The organism is Marinobacter sp. 3-2, assembly GCF_003751355.1.
Classification (GTDB): domain Bacteria; phylum Pseudomonadota; class Gammaproteobacteria; order Pseudomonadales; family Oleiphilaceae; genus Marinobacter; species Marinobacter adhaerens.
The window spans coordinates 858994-879446 of record NZ_RJUQ01000013.1 but is presented as its reverse complement, the minus strand read 5'-3'; the positions used below and the strand labels follow the sequence as shown (position 1 = coordinate 879446).

Here is a 20453-nt window from a genome sequence, read left to right as displayed (position 1 = left end):
GCTTCCTCCAAAGCAAAAATCAGCGTCCGACCACCTTCTCAGCTTCTTCCACCGGCGTATGACGAACGTCCTCGCCTTTGACCATGAAGATCACGTTCTCGGCAATGTTACATGCGTGGTCACCCACCCGCTCCAGGGCACGGAGCACCCACATCACGGACATGCACCGTGAGATGTTGCGGGTGTCTTCCATCATGAACGTCAGCAGGGTACGGGCCGCGGCCTGATATTCCTCATCGACGCGCTTGTCTTCCTTCATGATCCGCAACGCCTGCTCCGAATCCAGCCGGGCAAAGGCATCCAGGGCATCGTGAAGCATGCTCAGCACGTGGGTGCCAATGTGGCGTACTTCCACATAGCCCCGCGGGGCCTGGCCTTCTTCCTGCAGCTTGATCGCAAGCTTGGCGATTTTCTTGGCCTCGTCGCCAACCCGCTCAAGGTCGGCCACCATCTTGATGACCGAGATCACCAGACGCAGATCCCGGGCCGTCGGCTGGCGACGGGCGATGATCAGGGTGGCTTCCTCGTCGATTTCCACTTCCATCCGGTCAACTTTCTTGTCGTTGGCACGGATTTCGTCGGCCAGATGACCATCGCCATCCACCAGGGCCAGGATGGCATTATCGACCTGGGCCTCAACCATGCCGCCCATTTTGAGGAACTCGGTCTTGAGTTCCATCAGTTCGTCATTGAACTTGTGGGAGATGTGATCCCCGTAAACGTCGTCCTTCTTTGTAGGCATACTGTTCTTCTCCAAAATTCCTCAGGTCCGGAATCAGCCAAAACGGCCGGTGATGTAGGACTCGGTCAGTTCATGTTCCGGCGAGGTGAATACCTTGTTGGTCTCGTTCACTTCAACCAGGTGTCCCAGGTGGAAGTAGGCCGTACGGTGAGATACCCGGGCCGCCTGCTGCATCGAGTGGGTCACGATAACGATCGTGTAGCTTTCGGACAGTTCAGCAATCAGTTCTTCCACTTTCGCGGTCGCAATAGGGTCCAGGGCCGAGCAGGGCTCGTCCATCAGCACCACTTCCGGGCTCACGGCAATGGCACGGGCAATACACAGACGCTGTTGCTGGCCGCCGGACATGCCGGTTGCGTTGGCGTCCAGGCGATCTTTTACCTCTTCCCAGAGGCCGGCCTTGCGCAGGCTGTTTTCCACTATCTCGTCCAGATCCGACTTGCGGTTGGCCAGCCCGTGAATCCGGGGGCCGTAAGCCACGTTGTCATAGATGGACTTGGGAAAGGGGTTCGGCTTCTGGAATACCATACCGACCCGGGCCCGCAGTTCGACCACATCCCGCTTGGGGTCGTAAATGTCGTGGTCGTCCAGTTGCAGGGAACCCTTCACACGACAGATATCGATGCTGTCGTTCATGCGATTCAGGCAGCGCAGGAAGGTGGATTTGCCACAACCGGATGGGCCGATGAAGGCAATGACTTCGTTACGGCCAATATCAAGGCTGATCTTCTTGATCGCCGGGGCATCCCCATAGAATACCTCGACATCCCGAAGCTTGAACTTGGGGTCGTCCGAGTAAGGCTTACCGACGGTCTTGCCTTCCTCGATGATGGTTTCAGCGGGCTTCGATTCCTGAACTGGCACGGCAACCTCGTCCGGTTGGGTAACTTCACTGGTAATGGTTGTATTCACACTATTCATCTTGATTCTCCTTACCACCGGCGCTCGAGACGTTTGCGCATCCAGATGGCCAATGCGTTCATACTGATCAGGAAGGCCAGCAGCACCATGATGGCTGCCGACGCTCGCTCAATAAAGGCCAGCTCCGGGCTGCCCGCCCACAGGAACACCTGCACAGGCAGCACCGTCGCCGAATCGAAGAACCCGTCGGGTACGTCCACAATGAACGCCACCATACCGATCAGCAGCAGCGGTGCGGTTTCACCCAGTGCCTGGGCCATACCAATGATGGAACCGGTGAGCATGCCAGGCATGGCCAGCGGCAGCACATGGTGCAGAACTACCTGCATCTTGGATGCACCGATACCTTCAGCGGCCTCGCGGATCGAGGGCGGAACGCTTTTGATCGCGGCCCGGCTGGAAATGATGATGGTCGGCAGCGTCATCAATGTCAGAACCAGACCACCAACCACAGGAACCGAACGTGGCATCCCGAACAGGTTGATAAACACCGCGAGGCCAAGCAGACCAAAGATGATGGACGGCACCGCCGCCAGGTTGTTGATATTTACCTCGATGAAATCGGTGAATTTGTTCTGGGGCGCAAACTCTTCCAGATAGATCGCGGCCGCGACACCGATCGGGAACGACAATATCAGGGTGACGAACATCGTCAGCAGCGAACCGACAATCGCCCCGAGAATACCTGCCTTGGACGGATCACGGGAATCGCCGCCACTGAAGAACACATCATTGAACGATGTCTCGATAATGCCCCGCTCCAGAAGATCATCTACCCAGGCTTTTTGCTGGTCGTTCAGCTTGATCGAGTAGGCATCATCCCCTGCATGCTTGACGTAGACATCCACATCAGTGTGCGTGAGAAACGTCATGGTCTGGGTGGTACCCAACCACTCGGGATTTGCCTTCAGGGCATCCCGGAGCGTCACCGAGGCGTAAGGGTTGATCAGCTCGCGAACCTGTTTCCGGTCGTCCTCCGTTGCTCCGGGGATCTCCTTGATCAGCGCCTGAACCAGAGGCTCGACAAAATCGGCCATCTTGATCTGGCGCTCGTCCGTGGGATCATCCAGGTACATCATCTCACCATCCAGATTTACATCCATGGTGATGGTGGTCTTCACGAAGCCGGTATAACCCTTGCCGATGATATCGGTGAACAGGATTAACAGAGCCCCCAGGGCAATGGCGATGGCCAAGATGCCGTAGGCGCGGAAACGGCGTTCCTTACGGTAGCGGCGCTTGAGCGACTGGCGGACAATCTCCGCCTGTGAACGTTGGTCAGTCATACTGTTCCCGATATTTGCGTACGATTTTCAGTGCAATGACGTTGAGCAACAGGGTTGCCAGGAAGAGCATGGCGCCCAATGCAAAGGCGGCCAGCGTCTTGGCGCTGTCGAATTCCTGGTCACCGGTAAGCAGGGTCACGATTTGCACGGTCACGGTGGTAACGGTTTCCAGCGGGTTGGCCGTCAGGTTGGCCGCCAGCCCTGCGGCCATGACCACGATCATGGTCTCGCCGATCGCCCGGGAGACCGCCAGCAGAATACCGCCCATGATGCCGGGCAGCGCAGCCGGGAAAATTACCTTCTTCATGGTCTCGGACTGAGTGGCGCCAAGTGCCAGAGAGCCATCACGCATAGCCTGTGGCACGGCATTGATCACGTCATCCGACAAGGAAGACACAAACGGAATGATCATGATGCCCATAACGGCACCGGCGGCCAGGGCACTCTGGGATGACGCCTCGATACCCATGGAGGCGGCCACATCGCTGATAAATGGCGCTACGGTCAGGGCGGCGAAGAAGCCGTAAACCACGGTGGGAATACCCGCCAGCATTTCCAGCAACGGCTTGACCACACCGCGCACTTTTCTACCCGCGTATTCCGACAGGTAAATAGCCGACAGCAAGCCGACCGGCACGGCCACAACCATGGCAATGGCAGAAATCAGCAGAGTGCCGGTAAACAGGGGGATCATGCCAAAGGCACCCTGGGAAGCTACCTGATCAGCACGAAGGGCGGTCTGAGGACTCCAGTGACTACCAAAGATAAATTCGGTGAACGGGACCTTGCCAAAGAAACGAAAAGTCTCGAACGCCACCGAGAAAATGATTCCGACGGTCGTCAATATAGCCAGGGCTGCACAGGCGAAAAATACCCACTTGAGAATGGACTCAACCTGGGAACGGGCATTCAGCCGCGGACGGATTCTCAACCAGCCAAGGAAACCGGCGAGCACGGCAACCGAGATAACAAGGCCAGACATCAGGAACCGACTCTGCGTGCGCAGCGTCTGTAAACGCTCGGCGGCCTCGGCTATCGGGGCTTCAACAAAGCCCGGAGGCAAGGCTCCGCTGGCCACATTGCTGATTTTGCTCAACAGCAGGCTCGCTTCACCGTCGGTCGCCGGAATCATGCCGTCCGGCAAACCACCAATAACAATCAGCTGAATGACTTTGCCCTGAAATGCGGCCCATAAACCGAGCACGATGAGGGCCGGGATACCACTCCACAATGCCGCTCTGGCTCCGTAGTAGAAAGGGAGGGATTTGAGATGACGGATCCCACCCAGCGGCATCGCCAACGACCGGGAGCGAGCGTAACCGAGCCAATAGGCTACGATCGCCAGCACCAGAGTCAGTAATAAAAGATTAGCCGGTTGCATGAAAATTCCTGTATTCGACTTCGGATTGGCGCACAGTTTACAGATTCAGGTCCGCACTGGCACCGGATCGTCCAAACGTGCAAAAGGTGCGGGCCTCCAACGAGACCCGCACCTCCATTCTTGACCGGACGACGGTGTTACTTGAGCTCGTCCAGGGTCAGGTTCGGCATGCTTTCTGCCTTATCCATCAGGTCCATCAGCGCAGCACGGGGCGGCACGATCAGGCCTACATCTTTCAGGTAGCCGTTCTGGCCCATGGCAGCGTTACTGATGAACTCGCCAATGTATTCCTGGATTCCCGGGACCACACCAACGTGGGCCTTCTTCACGTAGAAGAACAGTGAACGGGCCACCGGATACTCATCCGCAGCAATGGCTTCGGCAGTCGGGATCATACCGTTCAGGGTGGCAGCCTGCAGACGGTCTGCGTTTTCTTCCAGGAAGCTGTAACCGAACACGCCGTACATGCCGGTATCACCGATAAGCTTCTGCACGATCAGGTTGTCGTTCTCACCCGCTTCGATAAAGGCGCCGTCTTCACGAACGCTTTCGCAGATGGAGGCGTGCTCGTCCTTACCCAGATTGGCGGCTTCAGGCAGCTGGTCACAACCTGCGGCCAGGGCCAGCTCGTTGAAGGAGTCACGGGTACCGGAAGTCGGGGGCGGTCCCATTACGCGAATCGGCTTGTTCGGCAAGCTGGAGTCAACGTCGCTCCAGTTCTTGTTCGGGTTGGCAACCCACTCGCCGTTAACAGGCACTTTGGAACCCAGAGCCAGGAACAGCTGCTCCAGAGTAATATCCAGGTTCTCGGCTTCTTTGGAGCTGGCGATCACAATGCCGTCAGAACCGATACGGAACTCGGTAATGTCTGTAACGCCGTTGCTCTGGCAGAGCTCAAGCTCGGAGGTCTTCATACGGCGTGAAGCGTTGGTGATATCCGGGTGCTGGGTACCAATACCCTGACAGAACAACTTGAGACCGCCGCCAGAACCGGTGGATTCCAGCTTCGGAGTGCTGAAGTCGGTCTTGGTGCCAAAACGCTCGGCAACAACCGTGGCGAACGGATAAACGGTAGAGGAACCCACGATGCTGATGGTGTCACGGGCCATGGCCGGTGCAGACATGGCGGCAACGGAGCCAGCCAGTGCTACAGTCGCGAGTGCTTTGTTCAGTTTCATCACGTCAAGTCTCCATTATTCGGTTTGGACGTTGTGTCGGATGTGTTTTACCGATGTGTGCAGACTAATGGCACTCTGTGACAACTTTGTTACAGCTTCTGAAATATAGTCCGGAATGTTCAAATTTGCTTGCAGCGGTGCCTCAGCCCGCTACCATGCGTGTTAAAACAATTCCAGGCTCGCAAGAAGGCAGTACTATGACAGCGTTAGATGATGACAAACCCACGCCCCGTGGCGAACTCACCCTGCAGATTATCCCGCTCCCCTCAGACACCAATGCCAATGGCGACGTCTTCGCAGGCTGGCTGGTAAAACAGATGGATCTCGCCGCTGCGACCATGGCCGGACGGATTTCCCAGGGCCGTAACGCCACCGTGGCCATGGACCGGATGGAGTTCCTGTCACCGTTGCGAGTAGGTTCTCAGGTAGGTTGCTACTGCGAACTCGTCGATATCGGCCGCAGTTCCATGAAAATCAGCGTAGAAGTGTGGACTCTTGACCGCACTGCCAAGAATCCACGAAAGGTCACCGAGGGTCTGTTCGTCTACGTTGCCATTGATGAGCACGGTCGGATCCGCGAGGTGCCGGAGCAGGTTCTCTGACCCTGAGCCGCTCTATTTCCAACCGTGCAGAAGGCGGGCGTAGTTGAGACGCTCCCAGGTTCGGGCATTGGGGGCGTTCGCCATTGACAGGACGCCCCGTGCTTCCGCCAGCGAGCGGTATCCCATTCCGGAGAGCCGAGCCGTCATTTCCCGGGTAATCCTCGACAGGGCGCCAGTACCCTCCGACAACACGGCCGAGACCACCTGCACAGCGGAAGCGCCCGAAAGGATGGCTTTTGCCGCATCGTCACCACTATGAACGCCACCCGAAACAGCCATCTCCAGTGTTGTCTGGCCATACAACATGGCGGCTGCGTGTAACCGCAACGGCAGCTCCGCACTGGTCGACAGCACCACCTCCCGGCTTAACTCCAGCTCGTCCAGATCCATATCCGGCTGATAAAACCGGTTGAACAACACCACGCCCCGGGCCCCGGACTCTTCGATACCGGCGACGAACGCAGGCAAGGCCGAGTAGAAAGGCGACAGCTTGACGCTGACCGGAATGCTCACCTGCTCAGCCACTGACCTCACAACCGAGAGTTGCCTCTGTTCCAGTGCCTCCGCCGTTTCCTCCGGATTCGAGGCCAGGTCGTAGAGATTCAGTTCTATGGCATGGGCGCCCGCCACTTCCAGCTCACGTGCATGCCTGGTCCAGCCACCCGCTGAAATACCGTTGAGCGAGGCAACCACCGGCACACCCAGTGAATGTCGCAACAGCTCCAACCGCTGCAGGTAGCTGTCCGAGCCCATCTCGAAGAGTTCCGATTCGGGAAAAAACGATCGGGCCTCGGCGTCCATGTTGATCCGCGAATCAATAAACCGGTGAGCCGCCAGCTGCTCCTCCACAAGCTGCTCCTCGAAGAGGGAATGCATCACCACGGCACCGGCGCCAGCGTCAACACAGGCCTTCAGCGCGTCCAGGTCATCGGTCAGGGGGCTGGCGCCGACCACAAGGGGCGAGCGAAGCTCCAACCCCAGCCAACGGGTTGCCAATTCAGTCATGACGTTCACCCTTTTCGTTGTCAGGGTCAGAAGTTTCATGGGGCTCGAAGTGGATCCCCGCCAGCTGCTTGTAGAGCTCACGCTGCTCAGTTGCAGCCTCAGAAGCCGCGGCCACCAGCTGTTCGTAGCGTTGGGGATCCCGCAGCTCCAGCATCCGGAACCGGGCCTCTTCCTGCATATAGGCTTTCATGGTGACTTTCTGGCGCAGGGAGTCCAGCTGCAGGGGCGGGAGCCCTTCGTGGATGCGCCGGGGATCAAACCGGTACAGCGGCCAGGCCCAGCTGTCTACCGCCCGCTTCTGCTGTGCGGGCGAGTGCACCAGGTCGTAACCGTGGGCAATGCAGGGGCTGTGGGCGATGATCAGTGCCGGGCCGTCGAAGCTCTCGGCTTCCTGCAGTGCCTTGGTGGTGTGGTTGCTGTGGGATTGCATGGCAATCTGGGCCACATAGACGTGACCATAACTCATGGCCAGCAGGCCCAGATCCTTCTTCCGGGTGGCCTTGCCGGCAGCGGCGAACTTGGCAATCGCACCCATGGGGGTGGCCTTGGACTGCTGGCCGCCGGTGTTGGAATAGACTTCGGTATCGAGTACCAGCAGTTTCAGGTTCTGCCCCGAGGCCAGGGCGTGGTCGAGACCGCCATAACCAATATCGTAGGCCCAGCCGTCGCCCCCGATTACCCAGACACTCTTCGGACAGAGCTCATCGGCCAGACTGTCCAATTCCCGGGCCTCTGGCGTCTGCTTGTCTGCCAGCCAGTTCCGCAGCTGCTCAATGGCTGTGCGTCTGACTGCCATTGCCGATTCATCAACGGTGGTGCAGGCGCTGGTCAGCTCCGGGTAGAGTCCGTCAGGTAGTTCTTCCCGGAACCCTTCCAGTAACTGCCGGGCCCGACCGACAAGCTTGTCCAGCCCCAGACGCATGCCCAGGCCCAGTTCCGCCGCGTCCTCAAACAACGAGTTGTTCCAGGTAGGACCACGGCCGTCGGCGTTCACTGTGTAAGGAGTGGTGGGCAGATTGCCACCATAGATCGAGGAACATCCGGTGGCGTTGGCAATCAGCAACCGATCGCCCACCAGCTGGGTTAGCAGACGGATGTAGGGTGTTTCACCGCAGCCGGAACAGGCGCCGGAATATTCGAACAGGGGAATCAGCAGCGGCAGGGATTTGAAGTCCCGGGGGATACGGTCTCTGGGCACATCCGGCAATTGCCGGAAAAACGCCAGGTTCTCTGCCTCTACCTCACGGTGCGCTTCGATCGGCTGCATATTGATGGCTTTGCGTTTGGGCTGGGTACGGTCCTTTGCAGGGCAGACCTCGACACACAAGCCACAGCCGGTGCAGTCATCCGGTGCCACCTGAATCCGGTAATCCAGACCTTCCAGTTCAGAAGTCTGCGTTTCCGGCACCACCTCGAACGCCTCCGGCGCCCCTTTGATCGACTCGGACTCAAACACCTTGCTGGTGATCGCTGTGTGGGGGCAAATCATTGCGCAGAAGTTGCACTGCACGCAGAGGTCGGATTCCCAGATCGGGATTTCCAGGGCGATGGTTCGCTTCTCGTACTGGCTGGTTCCCGTTGGCCAGGTACCGTCCGGCGGGAACGCGCTGACCGGCAGTTTGTCCCCCTGCCCTTCCAATAACAGGCGAGTGACTTTCTGCACAAAGTCCGGCGCATTCTCGGGCACCCTTGGCGGTCGCGCGCGGGTTGCCGTCACCTTGTCCGGGACCGGCACCTCATGCAGGTTGTCCAGGGCAGAGTCCACAGCTTCCACGTTGCGGCGCACCACCTCCGGCCCGCGGCGGCCCCAGGTTTTGCGAATGGATTCCTTGATATGGGCAATGGCCTCTTCCCGGAGCAGGATATCTGCCAGGGCGAAGAAGCAGACCTGCATCACGGTGTTGATCCGCCGCTCCAGACCCGCCTTTTCCGCCACCTCGGCGGCATCAATCACGAACAGCCGGGCCTTGCGCTCAACCAGCGCGCGCTGGACCTCCACTGGGAGCCGGTCCCAGACCTCTCCCTCTGGCCAAGGCACATTGAGCAGCACCGTCGCGCCCTCGGCGGCATGCTCCAGCACATCAAATCGTTCAAGGAACTGAGGCGCATGAATGGCTACAAACTGGGCCTTGTTGATCTGGTAACTGGAGCGGATGGGCAGCGGCCCAAACCGCAGATGGGACACGGTGGTGGCGCCGGATTTCTTGGAGTCATAGACAAAATGGCCCTGGGCGAACAGCTCCGTGCCCTCACCCAGGATCTTGATGCTGGCCTTGTTGCTGCTGACAGTGCCATCGGCACCGAGACCGAAGAACAGCGCCCGGCGGGTTTTCGGGGATTCAATATCCAGTTCGCTATCCACCTCCAGCGAAAGGTGGCTGACATCGTCCCGCACGCCCACGGTAAAGCGGGTTTTCGGCGCTGCCGCTTTAAGTTCGTCGAAAATGGCGCAGACCATGGCCGGCGTAAACTCACGGGAAGACAGCCCATATCGGCCGCCAGTCACCCGGGGCAGTACCTTCCGATCCCCCCGGCTGTAGGCCTCCATCAGGGCACCGCTGACTTCCAGCAACAAGGGCTCACCCTGGGCTCCGGGTTCCTTGGTGCGGTCCAACACTGCCAGGTGCTCGATGGTCTCCGGCAAAGCGTCCAGAAAACGCGCCGTGGCAAAGGGCCGGAAGAGGCGGACCTTGAGGACACCGACCTTATCGCCCTGCGCCAGCAGCCACTCGACCGTTTCGTGGGCGCATTCGGCACCAGAGCCCATCAGGATGACCACACGGTCGGCCTCGGGGTGTCCCACGTAATCGAACAGCTGGTATTGGCGGCCGGTAATGCCGGCAAACCGGTCCATCACGGCTTCCAGCTTCTCCGGAAAGGCCTCGTAGAAAGGATTAATCGCTTCCCGGGCCTGGAAGAAGGCGTCCGGGTTCTGGGAGGTTCCTCGAACTACAGGCCGGTCCGGTGTCATCCGGCGGCTACGATGTGCTTCCACCCCTTCGTGCGATACCAGCGCCTGCAAATCCTCGTCACTGAGCGCTGCAATCTTGGAAATTTCATGGGAGGTGCGAAAGCCATCGAAGAAATGCATCACCGGAACCCTGCTTTCCAGGGTGACGGCGTGGCCGATCGCGGCCATGTCCTGGGCTTCCTGCACCGATCCCGACGCCAGCAGGGCAAAGCCGGTACCGCGGGCACTCATCACATCGGAATGGTCGCAGAAGATCGACAAGGCGTGGGTGGCAATGCTGCGGGCGGCAATGTGCATGCAGAAGGGCGATAGCTCACCGGCAATCTTGTACAGATTGGGCAGCATCAGCAGCAGCCCCTGGGACGCGGTAAAGGTGGTCACCAGTGAACCGGCCTGCAGTGCCCCGTGCATGGCACCGGCGGCACCAGCCTCGGACTGCATTTCGACCACACTGGGCACCTGCCCCCAGAGATTGGGCTTGCCCAGGGCCGCCCAGTCATCGGCATGCTCGCCCATGACCGAGGCAGGGGTAATCGGATAGATGGCAATGGTCTCGCTCAGGCGATAAGCCACCGAAGACACCGCTTCATTGCCATCGAGGGTATGAAACTCCATGGCCACGACTCCTTGTGGTGAGGCCGAAAGACAGTTCTGAGTCTAGTATCGGCCGGGCCAACCGCAAAGGAACGGGATTGATCTGAGACAGATTTGAAGAAGAAACAGGTTCAGGAACTGGCTGATCCTGCCTGGATCAAATCCTGGAACAGGGAATGATAATCGCCGGCCAGGCTGGATGCCCGCCAATCCTCCGGCGGGCAGGCCAGAAGCTGTCCTTCCAGCAGCTGTTCAAGCGTGTCGGCAGCCACTTCAGCCTCCAGCGCCGCATTTTCCTGATGACTCTCATAGCGACACAGATCCGGCACGTACTCGCGATAGGCCAGGCGATCCGGCGCCAGTGGCACGCAACCTGAAGCCATGGCTTCCAGCATCGACAGCCCCTGGAAATCGTGCAGTGCCGTGGAGATCACAATACCGGCCTGACGCAGCAACTGATCATAGTCTTCACGATTCTCGAGAAACCCCCAGTGTTCGATGCGATGACCAAACTGTTCCCGGATCCGGTCAAATGCCTTCGGATAGCTGCGAAATCGCTCACCCACCACACTCAACCTGAACGGCATCGAACGCTGGTCCAGCACCTGCAGGAACTTCAGCAGACGGTCAGGCCCCTTGTCGTATTCCCAGCGATGGTTCCAGAGCAGATGGGGGCAGGCCCGGTTCATAAGTGGCCGGCGATCAGCAAACAACCGGTCCTCGATCGGCACCGGTATCACCCTCGACTTGTCCCGCAGGGTTTCGATCAGGCCCTCGGGCACTGCGTCGGGCAGCTTCTTGAGGAAAGAGTCGGCGCCAGCCAGAAAACTGTCCCGGTTCCAGCCACTGTTGAACACCACACAGTCGGCCGAAAGCGCGCTGTACAGGTTCACCATCTGCGGGTCAGCACTGGCGTTCTGGCCGCTGGATACCGGGAAGGCGAACTGGTTTTCGTGCATGTAGAGCAGGCAGGGAGTGTGAGCAAGACGCGGGTGCAGCCCTCGGAGGGTTGCCAGATCCGCCATGGATGTCGCAATGATCAGATCCCAGTGTTCCTGCAGGAGTGGCTCGTTCAGCCAGCTCAGTGGATTGCCACGGATACGCCAGCGGAAGAACCTGGGCGGCAGAACAAGACTCTGCCATTCATAATGCGGAAACATGGCGCCTAACTGCTCCCGCCAGCGCCTGTGACTGGCGGCATCGTAGCCAGACAGAAGGAGTATTCTCGGCGTGGTTCCAGAGGTCGTCATACGATGTCTCACTAACCAGCCTGAACCTCAGGCCGAGCCCGGAAGAGCGCCCAAAGCCCGAGCACCGGACCGGGGAACAGCAGGAGAACCACCCAGACATTCAACTGGCCCCAGAGCCCACTGGTCAGCCAGATGGCAGGCAGCGTCAGACCAAACCCGACCGCATTCATCACCGCCAGAGAGGAGCCTACCGACTCCCTCGGTGCCGTTGCCGAGGCCAGCGCCGAGAATTGAGGTGAATCGGCAACCACAGCAATGCCCCAGACTATCAGCAAAACGATCAGCAAGGCCGGCGATAGTCCGTTCAGCCAGGGGTAAACCAGGCAGAAGGCTCCGGACACCATCAGGGCTCGCCGGGCCACCCATTCACTACCCCGTGTTCGGCTGAGCCGGCCACCACCGACGCAACCTGCCGCACCAATGCCAATGACAGCAAACGACAACCAGGGAATAAGTGCGTCACTCTGCCCCATCCGCTGCAGCTCCCGGCCGATGAGCAGGGGCGTCAATGTCCAGAATGCGTAGAGCTCCCACATATGGCCGAAGTAGCCACCGGCCACTGCCCGGAATCTCGGGATGCGAAGAGCCGCCAGCCCCTGACTCAGGGGCAATCGCCCGCTGCTTTTAGGCAGATGCGGGCCGTCACCCAGCAGGAACACCAGCAACCCTCCGGCCACGGCAAGACAGGACGCCGCCATCAGCGGCCACTCCCAGGGCATGCCGAGGGTTGCCCCGCGCATCAGGTGTGGCAGCGCCGTTCCAAGTGTCAGCATGCCCACCAGCCAGGCCAGGGCAGCCCCGGCGTACTTTGGCGTCCAGGCAATGACCATTTTCATGCCCAGGGGGTAGATGCCAGCCAAGCACAGACCTGTGGCAAAGCGCAGGAGGAAATCGAGTGGCGGCGCACCGGCAGCGAAAATAAATCCACCGTTAACCAGAGCCCCCAACAGGCTCGACAGCGCAAAGATCCGACTGGCGCCAAAGCGGTCGGCCAGGCCGGTCACCGCAATGGTCAGGGTGCCCGCGATAAACCCGGCCTGCACCGCCAATGTCAGCCGCCCGAGATCACTTTCGGTCAGGCCCAGCTCGCCGGCGAGCGACAACCAGACACCGTTGATACTGAACCAGAGCGAGGTGCCGAAAAGCTGGGCCAGAACGATCACAGGGAGGGGGTAACGTCGTAGTATGTCGATCATTGTTTCACCAGTCGATCCAGTCGCAGGCGCTCCCGGTCGTCGAACAGTCTTCGCCCGCCCCAGGAAACCGCCATCAGGGCACCGAATCCGGTACCGACGGCGATGATCAGCATCACCAGAATCTGGTATTTCACCGCCACTGCCGGCGGGCTGCCTGCGAGAATCTGGCCGGTCATCATGCCAGGCAGGCTGACGATACCGGCGGCGGCCATGGCGTTAATGGATGGCATCATACCACTGCGCATGGCGTCCCTCCGGATATCCTCCAGCGCCTGCTGCCAGGTCTGACCCAGCATCAGGCGGTTCTCGATGACGGCCCGCTGGCGCCAGACCGATTCATTCAAACGATCCAGTGCCAGGCTGACGCCTGTCATGGTGTTGCCGAGCATCATGCCCAGAAGGGGAATGGCATACTGTGGGGTGTACCAGGGGTCTGGGCCGATCACTACCGAGAGCGCCAGTACCGTCACTGAAAAGGACGATACGAACATCGATCCGGTGCCGATACCGAACGCCCACCAGCCCTGGAGTCGTCGGCCCTGTCGCGCTACCACTTCTCGCCCTGCCACCAGCAGCATGATCAGAGCCATCAACGCTATCCAGTAGAAGGCAGCGGAGGCAAACAGCGCTTCCAGAACCAGTCCGATCAGCGCCAGTTGAATCACCGTTCGAAGTGCAGCGATCAACAGGTTTCGGGTAATGCCCAGTCGGGCCAGATACCCCGTCCCAGCCAGGGCGAGCACCAGCAGCGCCGCCAGCCCCAACTTCCACCAGGCCAGATCAATCACTTCCATCTGCGCGCTCCAGACTGGTGCCAATAATCCGGTAATGGGCATCGGCCACCCGATTAATCTGGCCAACATCATGGGCGACCCAGAGCACTGCGATCTGCCGCCTCCGGATTTCCTCAAGCAACCAGGTTTCAATCGCTTCTGTGCTGTCGTTGTCGAGGTTGGCGGTGGGTTCGTCCAGTAAGAGAACCTCAGGCTCAAGCAGCAGGGCCCGCCAGAGCGCCAGCCGCTGCCGCTCACCGGAAGACAACCGGCTTACCGACCACTCCATAACCTCGGGCGGGAAGCCCAGCGCTGACGGCAAATCTGCCTTCACATGATCCGGGAAGTGACCTCCAACCCCATCAAACCACCACTGGCTGTCTGCCGGCACCATCACCACCCGGCTTCGCCATTGGTGGGCGGGCAAATCCTCCTGGCAGGTATCAGCCACAGACACGGTGCCCCCATGGGGCTCCAGGTCCGCCACGGCTCTCAGCAGCCGACTCTTGCCACTGCCTGACGGACCGGACAGACAGACAACCTGTCCACCAGGTACCGTCAAAGACACGTTACTGAGAGTGCCAACACAGAGATTTTTCAGGACCAAATCTGTCAAGATAGCCTCATCAGGGCTCGCCAATGTTCATAACGGATATACCATTGCACAGTGTCCTGCCAACAACCAGCCACACAGGCCAGGGATGTATGAAGCTTCGATCTCTTGTTACGTTCACACTGGCAGTTGCACTGATTGCCCCGCCGTTGGCAGCAGAGGTCAGTCTGGCACCGTTTGCCGGTTTTCGCATGAGCAGTTCGGTGGATATCGAGACCGCTGGCGCCAGCACCTCAGACCAGATCGACTTCCGGGATTCCGCCAGCCAGGGACTGGTGTTCAATTTTGATCTGGCAGAGCCCGGCAAACAGGGAGAGATTTATTTCGGCCAGCAGAGCACCTCGGCCCGACTGGACAATGGTCTGTTTGCACCGGGCCTGGATTCCATCGACCTGACCATCTACCAGCTCCAGTTCGGCGGGCTGTATTTCCCGGGTGGCCAGAATCACGGCGGGTTTGTCTCTGGTGTGTTCGGCGTTACCCGCCTAGAGCCGGACGATTCACGGTATGAAACCCACCACCGGGCCGCCCTGTCCATTGGCGGCGGGTACCAGTTTTTCCTGACGGAACAGATGCGCCTGAGGCTTGATCTGCGTGGCGTTTACACAGCCCTGAACTCGGGCGGCTCCGCGTTTTGCTCCGGCGGCTGCGAACTCAGATTCGACAGCAGCGGCTACCTGCAGGTGGAAGCCGCCGCAGGGCTGGCCATTCGGTTCTGAAGCCCGGTCAGGCCGTCACTGGCCGCCGCTGGGGCAACAAAACCGACAGCAACGCGGCCATGGCCACCAGACCCGACGATATCCACAAGCAGGCCTCCAGCCCCCAGGCTTGGTAGACCCAGCCTGACAGAATGGTTCCCAGCAGCCTGCCGGCGGCATTGGACATGTAATAGAAGCCCACATCCAGCGACACCCCATCCCCACGGGCGTAGCTAACGATGAGATAGCTGTGCAGCGACGAGTTGACGGCAAACAGCACGCCAAACAACAGCAGGCCACCAACAATCACGAATTGGGGTGACCAACCCGCTGCCAGGCCGATGGCAATCGCTGCCGGAATCAGCGCCAGCGCTGCTGCCCAGAGCACAGCAGGCTGCTTGCCTTCCATGTTGCCGGTGATGCGCGGGGCAATGGTCTGGATAAAGCCATAGCCGATAATCCAGCTGGCCATAAAGCCGCCTACTTTCCAGAAATCCCAGCCAAAGACCGTGTGCAGGTATACCGGCAAGGCCACCACAAACCAGACATCCCGGGCGCCGAACAGAAACATCCGGGCTGCGGACAAAACGTTGATGGCCCGGCTTTTGGAGAGGATCTCGCTGAACTTCGGTTTGGCCTTGCTCTTGCCCAGATCCTGTCCCAGCAGGAACAGGCTGGACAGCCAGACCAGTCCCAAAGCCACCGCCATGATAATCACGGCACCCTTGAAGCCGGCCGCCATCAGCAGGACCCCACCGAGGAAAAAGCCCACACCTTTGAGGGTATTCTTGGAGCCCGTCAGAATGGCCACCCACTTGTACAGGGTGCCCTGCTGCTCATCCGGCACCAGCAGCTTGATACCGCTCTTGGCGGACATCTTGTTCAGATCCTTGGCAATGCCTGAGAGCGCCTGCGCCGCCATTACCCAGGGCACCGTCAGCATCACCGCCGGGACTGCCAGCATGGCCAGCGCCACAATCTGCAGGAACAACCCGATGTTCATGGTGCGGTTCAGCCCCATACGGGCGCCCAGGTAACCACCCACCAGATTGGTCACCACTCCGAAGAACTCGTAAAAGACGAACAGCAGGGCGATTTCCAGGGGCGAGTAGCCCAACTGGTGAAAATGCAGTACCACCAGCATCCGCAGGGCGCCATCGGTAAGGGTGAAAGCCCAGTAGTTGCCGGTGATTACCAGGTACTGTCGGATGGCCGCCGTCATATCAGGCCAGACCCACCCTGCGCGCCAGTTCTGCGGTGCGGTTGGCGTAGCCCCATTCGTTGTCGTACCAGGCGTAGATTTTCACCTGGGTGCCATTCACCACCATGGTGGACAGGGCATCGACGATGGAGGAACGCGGGTCGGTCTTGTAATCGATCGACACCAGCGGTCGCTCTTCGTAACCCAGGATGCCTTTGAGCTCGCCTTCAGCGGCTTCTTTCAACAGCTGGTTTACGGTATCCCTGTCCGTCGCCGTTTCAACTTCAAACACGCAATCCGTGAGCGACGCATTGGTCAGCGGAACGCGCACTGCGTGGCCGTCCAGACGCCCTTTCAGCTCGGGGAATATTTCGATAATCGCCGTTGCCGAACCGGTGCTGGTAGGAATCAGTGAACTCCCGCAGGCCCGTGCCCGGCGCAGGTCCTTGTGGGGCGCATCGATAATGGTCTGGGTGTTGGTCAGGCTGTGAATGGTGGTGATGGAGCCGTGCTTGATGCCCAGCTTCTCGTGAATCACCTTCACCACCGGCGCCAGGCAGTTGGTGGTACAGGAGGCGGCAGTGACAATACGGTCGTTGGCCGGCTCGAAAATATCGTCGTTCACACCAACCACAATGTTCTTGGCGCCCGCCTCCTTCACCGGTGCTGTGACCACGACGCGTTTCACGCCCTGATCCAGATACGCCTGCAGGGAATTGACCTTCTTGTTGACGCCACTGGCCTCGATCACCAGATCGCAGCCGGACCAGTCAGTTTCGCCAATGGTGCGGTTATGGGTCACGCGGATGCGCTTCCCTTCGATCTCGATCTCCGTTCCATCCGCTGTTGCCTCATGGCTCCGACGACCATGGATGCTGTCAAAATTGAGCAGATGCGCCAGCGTAGCTGCGTCGGCACCCGGATCGTTGATGGCGACAAACTCCATGTCTGGCCAGCCCCAGGCGGCCCGCAAGGCCAGACGACCGATACGGCCGAATCCATTAATGCCTACTTTGATTTTGCTCATAATCTGCTCCTGATGAACCTGTTCCCTGAATTTAACCGCGCGGGCACTACAGGCATTGGACAGCCGGGCGGTCTGCCATGGCCTGCAATCGCGCCAGCGGGCTCTCTATCAATTGTTCGTTATGGCTGGCGGTTTCATCGAGCACCCGGGCCAACCACTGTGGAATTCCCGGGCTGAGGGAATAGTAGATCCACTGGCCCCGACGCTCCGTGGCCAGCAGGCCTGCATCCCTCAGAGTGGCCAGATGCCGGCTGACCTTTGGCTGGGGCGCCTCAAAGGCTTCCGTAAGCTCGCAGACACAGAGTTGTTCCTGGCTTCGAATCAGCAGCAGGGCTGCCAGACGGAAGTCGTCGGCCAAGGCCTTGAATACTGTAACCGGGTCATAGCTGGCGGGTTTTGGTCCGGTTTTTTTCTCATGCACCAGTGCGAACAGCGCAATTCGCTCTTTGATTTCCTTGAGAGTGAGGGCGAAGGTGGAGTGGCGGTTTGCCGGTACCGGATCGGCAAAATCCCAGGCAATCTGCTGGGCCGGCTGGCAGACCGAACCGCACTCGTTCGCGGCTTTTTCGCACAGGGTGATCACGTAATCCCAGTATTGCCCCTGCACATCGGCCAGCTGCTTGCTTTGTAAGCCTTCGGTGGATATGCCGGCTTCCTCCAGCACCTGCAGTGCCACGGGGTGGGGCCTGGTTGGCTCGGTACCGGCGCTGGCAACTTCAAACCGGTCCCCCGCCATGTCACGAAGCAAGGCTTCTGCCATCAGGGAACGGGCACTGTTGGCGGTACAAACAAATAAAACGCGGCGCTTCATATCTGGAGTTCCGTATATTCGGTTTTATGAATATCTAATTTTGTGCATAATAGATTCAGCCTCCCTACGAGTAAAGGAATCATCAAATACGATGACCACCAACACAGAAATAACCCGGGCTGAAGACGCCGACGGCGGCATGGATTTGTTCGGCAAGTTCCTGTCGGTATGGGTAGCCCTGGCCATCATCGCCGGCGTGGCGCTCGGTCAGCTCGCACCAGTGGTACCCGAGACCCTGTCCCGTTTCGAGTACGCGCAGGTCTCCATCCCCATCGCCATTCTGATCTGGGCAATGATTTTCCCGATGATGGCGCAGATTGATTTCAGTGCAGTGGTGGGCGTGCGAAAAGAGCCAAAGGGGCTGGCCATCACTACCATAGTGAACTGGCTTATCAAGCCCTTCACCATGTTTGCCATTGCCTGGTTCTTTCTGATGGTGGTGTTCGAGCCATGGATTGCGCCGGGGCTGGCCAGCGAGTACCTGGCCGGCGCAATCCTGCTGGGTGCAGCGCCCTGCACCGCCATGGTATTCGTGTGGAGTTACCTGACCAAAGGCGATGCCGCCTACACCCTGGTTCAGGTATCCCTGAACGACATCATCATGCTGTTCGCCTTCGCGCCGATTGTTGTTTTCCTGCTCGGTATTTCCGACATTCAGGTGCCCTGGGATACTGTGCTGCTGTCCGTCGTCCTGTACATCGTGATTCCGCTGACGGCCGGGTACCTGACCCGTCGCACCCTGATCTCGCGGCACGGTCAGCAGTGGTACGATGATGTCTTCATGAAGCGCCTCAGCCCGGTCACGCCGGCGGCGCTGATCGTCACCCTTGTGCTGCTGTTCGCCTTCCAGGGCGAAGTGATCCTGAACAATCCCCTGCACATCGTGCTGATCGCCGTGCCATTGATCGTTCAGACCTTCCTGATTTTCTTCCTGGCCTACGGCTGGGCCAGACTGTGGAAAGTACGCCACTGCATCGCAGCACCGGGGGCCATGATTGGTGCCAGCAACTTCTTCGAACTGGCCGTGGCCGCGGCTATCGCCCTGTTCGGCCTGCAATCCGGCGCAGCGCTGGCGACCGTGGTCGGGGTACTGGTGGAGGTACCTCTGATGCTGGTTCTTGTTCGCATCGCCAACAAGACCCGGGATCGGTTCCCGGCATAAATCGCGGCGGCCAGCGCCATGCTTTTGGTCACGGCGCTGGCCCCACTCGCATTACCTGTTCAGCTCATCCCCACCCTGCTAATATCGCGGCCACATTTCTGACGCACTGAACCTGACGGAATCCACGCAATGGACGTTTTCCAGGCCCTTTTCCTTGGCCTTCTCCAGGGACTGACCGAATTCCTGCCCATCTCCAGCTCCGCCCACCTGATCCTCACCCCGGCCCTGTTCGACTGGACCGATCAGGGCGTAGGCTTCGACCTGTCGGTGCACGTCGGGACCTTGCTGGCGGTTGTGCTCTATTTCCGGCAGGACGTCTTCGGAATTGCTCGGGACGGACTGATCTCCGTCAGCCGCCGCAAAATCGTTGGCCAGGGCGCCTTGGCCTGGTACCTAGTGATCGGCACCATCCCTGCCGGCCTGGCCGGCCTGGCGTTGCTGGATATGATCGACAACGAACTGCGGGCGGTGGAAGTCATCTTCTTCACCACCCTGTTCTTCGGCCTGCTCCTCGGCCTTGCAGACTGGTTGCCCAAACGTCAGCGCACCCTCGACAAACTGAACTGGAAAGACGCCGTCCTGGTTGGCATCGCCCAGGCCATGGCCCTCGTCCCCGGCACCTCCCGTTCCGGCGTAACCATCACCGCCGGCCTGTTCCTGGGCATGACCCGCGAAACCGCCTCCAGGTTCTCATTCCTCTTGGCAATCCCCATCATCGTGCTGGCATCGGCGGTGAAACTGCTGGAAGTAGCAACTTCGGATGTGATCGTCGACTGGAGTGGTTTTCTGATTGGCGGGGTGACTTCGTTCCTGATGGCCATTACCGCAATCCACTTCTTCCTGAAGTGGCTTAACAAGGTAGGGATGTGGCCGTACGTCATCTACCGGATTGTTCTGGCAGGTGTAATCTACGCGGTTCTTATGTAAGAGCGGCTGATAAATGGTCTGAAGCGCAGGTCGGGTAAGGGTTTCCAAAACTGTGCGGAGCCATGGATGGCGGAGCCCAAGCGCCACATGGGTGAGGCCGAGCGCTTATGAAGCG

The 20453-nt window shown here is 59.4% G+C and carries 18 protein-coding genes; 4 read left to right on the top strand and 14 right to left on the bottom strand.

Translation table 11 applies throughout. The annotated features are described in order from the left end of the window. Window positions 1-19: 19 nt before the first annotated feature. The 5 genes from phoU to EDB94_RS11285 all read right to left on the bottom strand — a co-directional run bounded on the left by phoU (window position 20) and on the right by EDB94_RS11285 (window position 5508). Complete coding sequence (phoU, locus tag EDB94_RS11305; RefSeq protein WP_008172965.1) at window positions 20-742, bottom strand: phosphate signaling complex protein PhoU; 723 nt, start codon at window positions 740-742, stop codon at window positions 20-22. A 33-nt stretch (window positions 743-775) separates the two neighbouring features. Beyond that, the gene (gene pstB / locus EDB94_RS11300) at window positions 776-1663 is read right to left on the bottom strand and encodes a phosphate ABC transporter ATP-binding protein PstB (RefSeq protein ID WP_041645688.1); all 888 of its coding nucleotides are present in this window, start codon (window positions 1661-1663) and stop codon (window positions 776-778) included. 11 nt (window positions 1664-1674) lie between these two features. Beyond that, entirely contained in the window at window positions 1675-2949 is a 1275-nt protein-coding gene (pstA, locus tag EDB94_RS11295) for a phosphate ABC transporter permease PstA (protein ID WP_108018411.1), read from the bottom strand. Then, entirely contained in the window at window positions 2942-4330 is a 1389-nt protein-coding gene (pstC, locus tag EDB94_RS11290) for a phosphate ABC transporter permease subunit PstC (protein ID WP_014578568.1), read from the bottom strand. The genes pstA and pstC overlap by 8 nt, the downstream gene beginning before the upstream one ends. A gap of 137 nt (window positions 4331-4467) precedes the next feature. Continuing rightward, window positions 4468-5508 (bottom strand): substrate-binding domain-containing protein, encoded by a 1041-nt coding sequence (locus EDB94_RS11285; protein ID WP_169702178.1) that lies wholly within the window; start codon window positions 5506-5508, stop codon window positions 4468-4470. Between the two features lie 197 nt (window positions 5509-5705). Here EDB94_RS11285 and EDB94_RS11280 point away from each other — a divergent pair, with 197 nt between their 5' ends. Then, window positions 5706-6110, top strand: a complete 405-nt coding sequence (locus EDB94_RS11280) for an acyl-CoA thioesterase (protein WP_008172970.1) — start codon at window positions 5706-5708, stop codon at window positions 6108-6110. A gap of 12 nt (window positions 6111-6122) precedes the next feature. On the opposite strand, the gene EDB94_RS11275 is transcribed toward EDB94_RS11280, so the two are convergent. The 6 genes from EDB94_RS11275 to EDB94_RS11250 form a co-directional block, all read right to left on the bottom strand. Further along, window positions 6123-7115: a dihydroorotate dehydrogenase-like protein gene (locus tag EDB94_RS11275; protein ID WP_108018410.1), complete on the bottom strand. Its 993-nt coding sequence runs from the start codon at window positions 7113-7115 to the stop codon at window positions 6123-6125. Continuing rightward, window positions 7108-10701 carry a pyruvate:ferredoxin (flavodoxin) oxidoreductase gene (nifJ, locus tag EDB94_RS11270; protein ID WP_108018409.1) on the bottom strand — a complete coding sequence of 1198 codons (3594 nt, stop codon included), beginning with the start codon at window positions 10699-10701 and terminating at the stop codon, window positions 7108-7110. The genes EDB94_RS11275 and nifJ overlap by 8 nt, the downstream gene beginning before the upstream one ends. A gap of 110 nt (window positions 10702-10811) precedes the next feature. Further along, complete coding sequence (locus tag EDB94_RS11265; RefSeq protein WP_108018408.1) at window positions 10812-11930, bottom strand: DUF3524 domain-containing protein; 1119 nt, start codon at window positions 11928-11930, stop codon at window positions 10812-10814. An 11-nt stretch (window positions 11931-11941) separates the two neighbouring features. Then, window positions 11942-13126, bottom strand: a complete 1185-nt coding sequence (locus EDB94_RS11260; RefSeq protein WP_108018407.1) for a nitrate/nitrite transporter — start codon at window positions 13124-13126, stop codon at window positions 11942-11944. Then, window positions 13123-13920: an ABC transporter permease gene (locus EDB94_RS11255; RefSeq protein WP_108018406.1), complete on the bottom strand. Its 798-nt coding sequence runs from the start codon at window positions 13918-13920 to the stop codon at window positions 13123-13125. The genes EDB94_RS11260 and EDB94_RS11255 overlap by 4 nt, the downstream gene beginning before the upstream one ends. Then, the gene (locus EDB94_RS11250; protein ID WP_108018405.1) at window positions 13907-14515 is read right to left on the bottom strand and encodes an ATP-binding cassette domain-containing protein; all 609 of its coding nucleotides are present in this window, start codon (window positions 14513-14515) and stop codon (window positions 13907-13909) included. The genes EDB94_RS11255 and EDB94_RS11250 overlap by 14 nt, the downstream gene beginning before the upstream one ends. Before the next feature lie 89 nt (window positions 14516-14604). Between EDB94_RS11250 and EDB94_RS11245 the strand changes: the two genes are divergently transcribed. Continuing rightward, on the top strand, window positions 14605-15231 hold the full coding sequence (locus EDB94_RS11245) for a hypothetical protein (protein WP_108018404.1): 627 nt from the start codon (window positions 14605-14607) through the stop codon (window positions 15229-15231). Between the two features lie 7 nt (window positions 15232-15238). Here the strand turns inward: EDB94_RS11245 and arsJ are convergent, their stop codons facing one another. Genes arsJ through EDB94_RS11230 form a run of 3 tightly spaced genes read right to left on the bottom strand, consistent with a single transcriptional unit; the run spans window position 15239 to window position 18249 of the window. Then, window positions 15239-16432, bottom strand: coding sequence for an organoarsenical effux MFS transporter ArsJ (gene arsJ, locus EDB94_RS11240; protein WP_108018403.1), 1194 nt, complete (start codon window positions 16430-16432; stop codon window positions 15239-15241). A gap of 1 nt (window position 16433) precedes the next feature. Next, window positions 16434-17438: an ArsJ-associated glyceraldehyde-3-phosphate dehydrogenase gene (locus tag EDB94_RS11235; RefSeq protein WP_108018402.1), complete on the bottom strand. Its 1005-nt coding sequence runs from the start codon at window positions 17436-17438 to the stop codon at window positions 16434-16436. Between the two features lie 46 nt (window positions 17439-17484). Then, window positions 17485-18249 carry a metalloregulator ArsR/SmtB family transcription factor gene (locus EDB94_RS11230; RefSeq protein ID WP_108018401.1) on the bottom strand — a complete coding sequence of 255 codons (765 nt, stop codon included), beginning with the start codon at window positions 18247-18249 and terminating at the stop codon, window positions 17485-17487. A gap of 91 nt (window positions 18250-18340) precedes the next feature. On the opposite strand from EDB94_RS11230, the gene arsB reads away from it, so the two are divergent. Next, window positions 18341-19411 (top strand): ACR3 family arsenite efflux transporter, encoded by a 1071-nt coding sequence (gene arsB / locus EDB94_RS11225; RefSeq protein WP_108018400.1) that lies wholly within the window; start codon window positions 18341-18343, stop codon window positions 19409-19411. 129 nt (window positions 19412-19540) lie between these two features. After that, window positions 19541-20338: an undecaprenyl-diphosphate phosphatase gene (locus EDB94_RS11220; protein WP_108018399.1), complete on the top strand. Its 798-nt coding sequence runs from the start codon at window positions 19541-19543 to the stop codon at window positions 20336-20338. Window positions 20339-20453 lie beyond the last annotated feature (115 nt).

Excerpts from the sequence above, each read along its gene's own strand:
- EDB94_RS11230 (WP_108018401.1), bottom strand. The coding sequence starts at position 18,249 with ATGAAGCGCCGCGTTTTATTTGTTTGTACCGCCAACAGTGCCCGTTCC.
- pstA (WP_108018411.1), bottom strand. The coding sequence starts at position 2,949 with ATGACTGACCAACGTTCACAGGCGGAGATTGTCCGCCAGTCGCTCAAG.
- EDB94_RS11265 (WP_108018408.1), bottom strand. The coding sequence starts at position 11,930 with ATGACGACCTCTGGAACCACGCCGAGAATACTCCTTCTGTCTGGCTAC.
- EDB94_RS11245 (WP_108018404.1), top strand. The coding sequence starts at position 14,605 with ATGAAGCTTCGATCTCTTGTTACGTTCACACTGGCAGTTGCACTGATT.
- EDB94_RS11285 (WP_169702178.1), bottom strand. The coding sequence starts at position 5,508 with ATGAAACTGAACAAAGCACTCGCGACTGTAGCACTGGCTGGCTCCGTT.
- EDB94_RS11220 (WP_108018399.1), top strand. The coding sequence starts at position 19,541 with ATGGACGTTTTCCAGGCCCTTTTCCTTGGCCTTCTCCAGGGACTGACC.
- phoU (WP_008172965.1), bottom strand. The coding sequence starts at position 742 with ATGCCTACAAAGAAGGACGACGTTTACGGGGATCACATCTCCCACAAG.
- nifJ (WP_108018409.1), bottom strand. The coding sequence starts at position 10,701 with ATGGAGTTTCATACCCTCGATGGCAATGAAGCGGTGTCTTCGGTGGCT.
- pstC (WP_014578568.1), bottom strand. The coding sequence starts at position 4,330 with ATGCAACCGGCTAATCTTTTATTACTGACTCTGGTGCTGGCGATCGTA.
- arsJ (WP_108018403.1), bottom strand. The coding sequence starts at position 16,432 with ATGACGGCGGCCATCCGACAGTACCTGGTAATCACCGGCAACTACTGG.
- EDB94_RS11235 (WP_108018402.1), bottom strand. The coding sequence starts at position 17,438 with ATGAGCAAAATCAAAGTAGGCATTAATGGATTCGGCCGTATCGGTCGT.
- EDB94_RS11275 (WP_108018410.1), bottom strand. The coding sequence starts at position 7,115 with ATGACTGAATTGGCAACCCGTTGGCTGGGGTTGGAGCTTCGCTCGCCC.
- EDB94_RS11260 (WP_108018407.1), bottom strand. The coding sequence starts at position 13,126 with ATGATCGACATACTACGACGTTACCCCCTCCCTGTGATCGTTCTGGCC.
- EDB94_RS11280 (WP_008172970.1), top strand. The coding sequence starts at position 5,706 with ATGACAGCGTTAGATGATGACAAACCCACGCCCCGTGGCGAACTCACC.
- arsB (WP_108018400.1), top strand. The coding sequence starts at position 18,341 with ATGACCACCAACACAGAAATAACCCGGGCTGAAGACGCCGACGGCGGC.
- EDB94_RS11255 (WP_108018406.1), bottom strand. The coding sequence starts at position 13,920 with ATGGAAGTGATTGATCTGGCCTGGTGGAAGTTGGGGCTGGCGGCGCTG.
- pstB (WP_041645688.1), bottom strand. The coding sequence starts at position 1,663 with ATGAATAGTGTGAATACAACCATTACCAGTGAAGTTACCCAACCGGAC.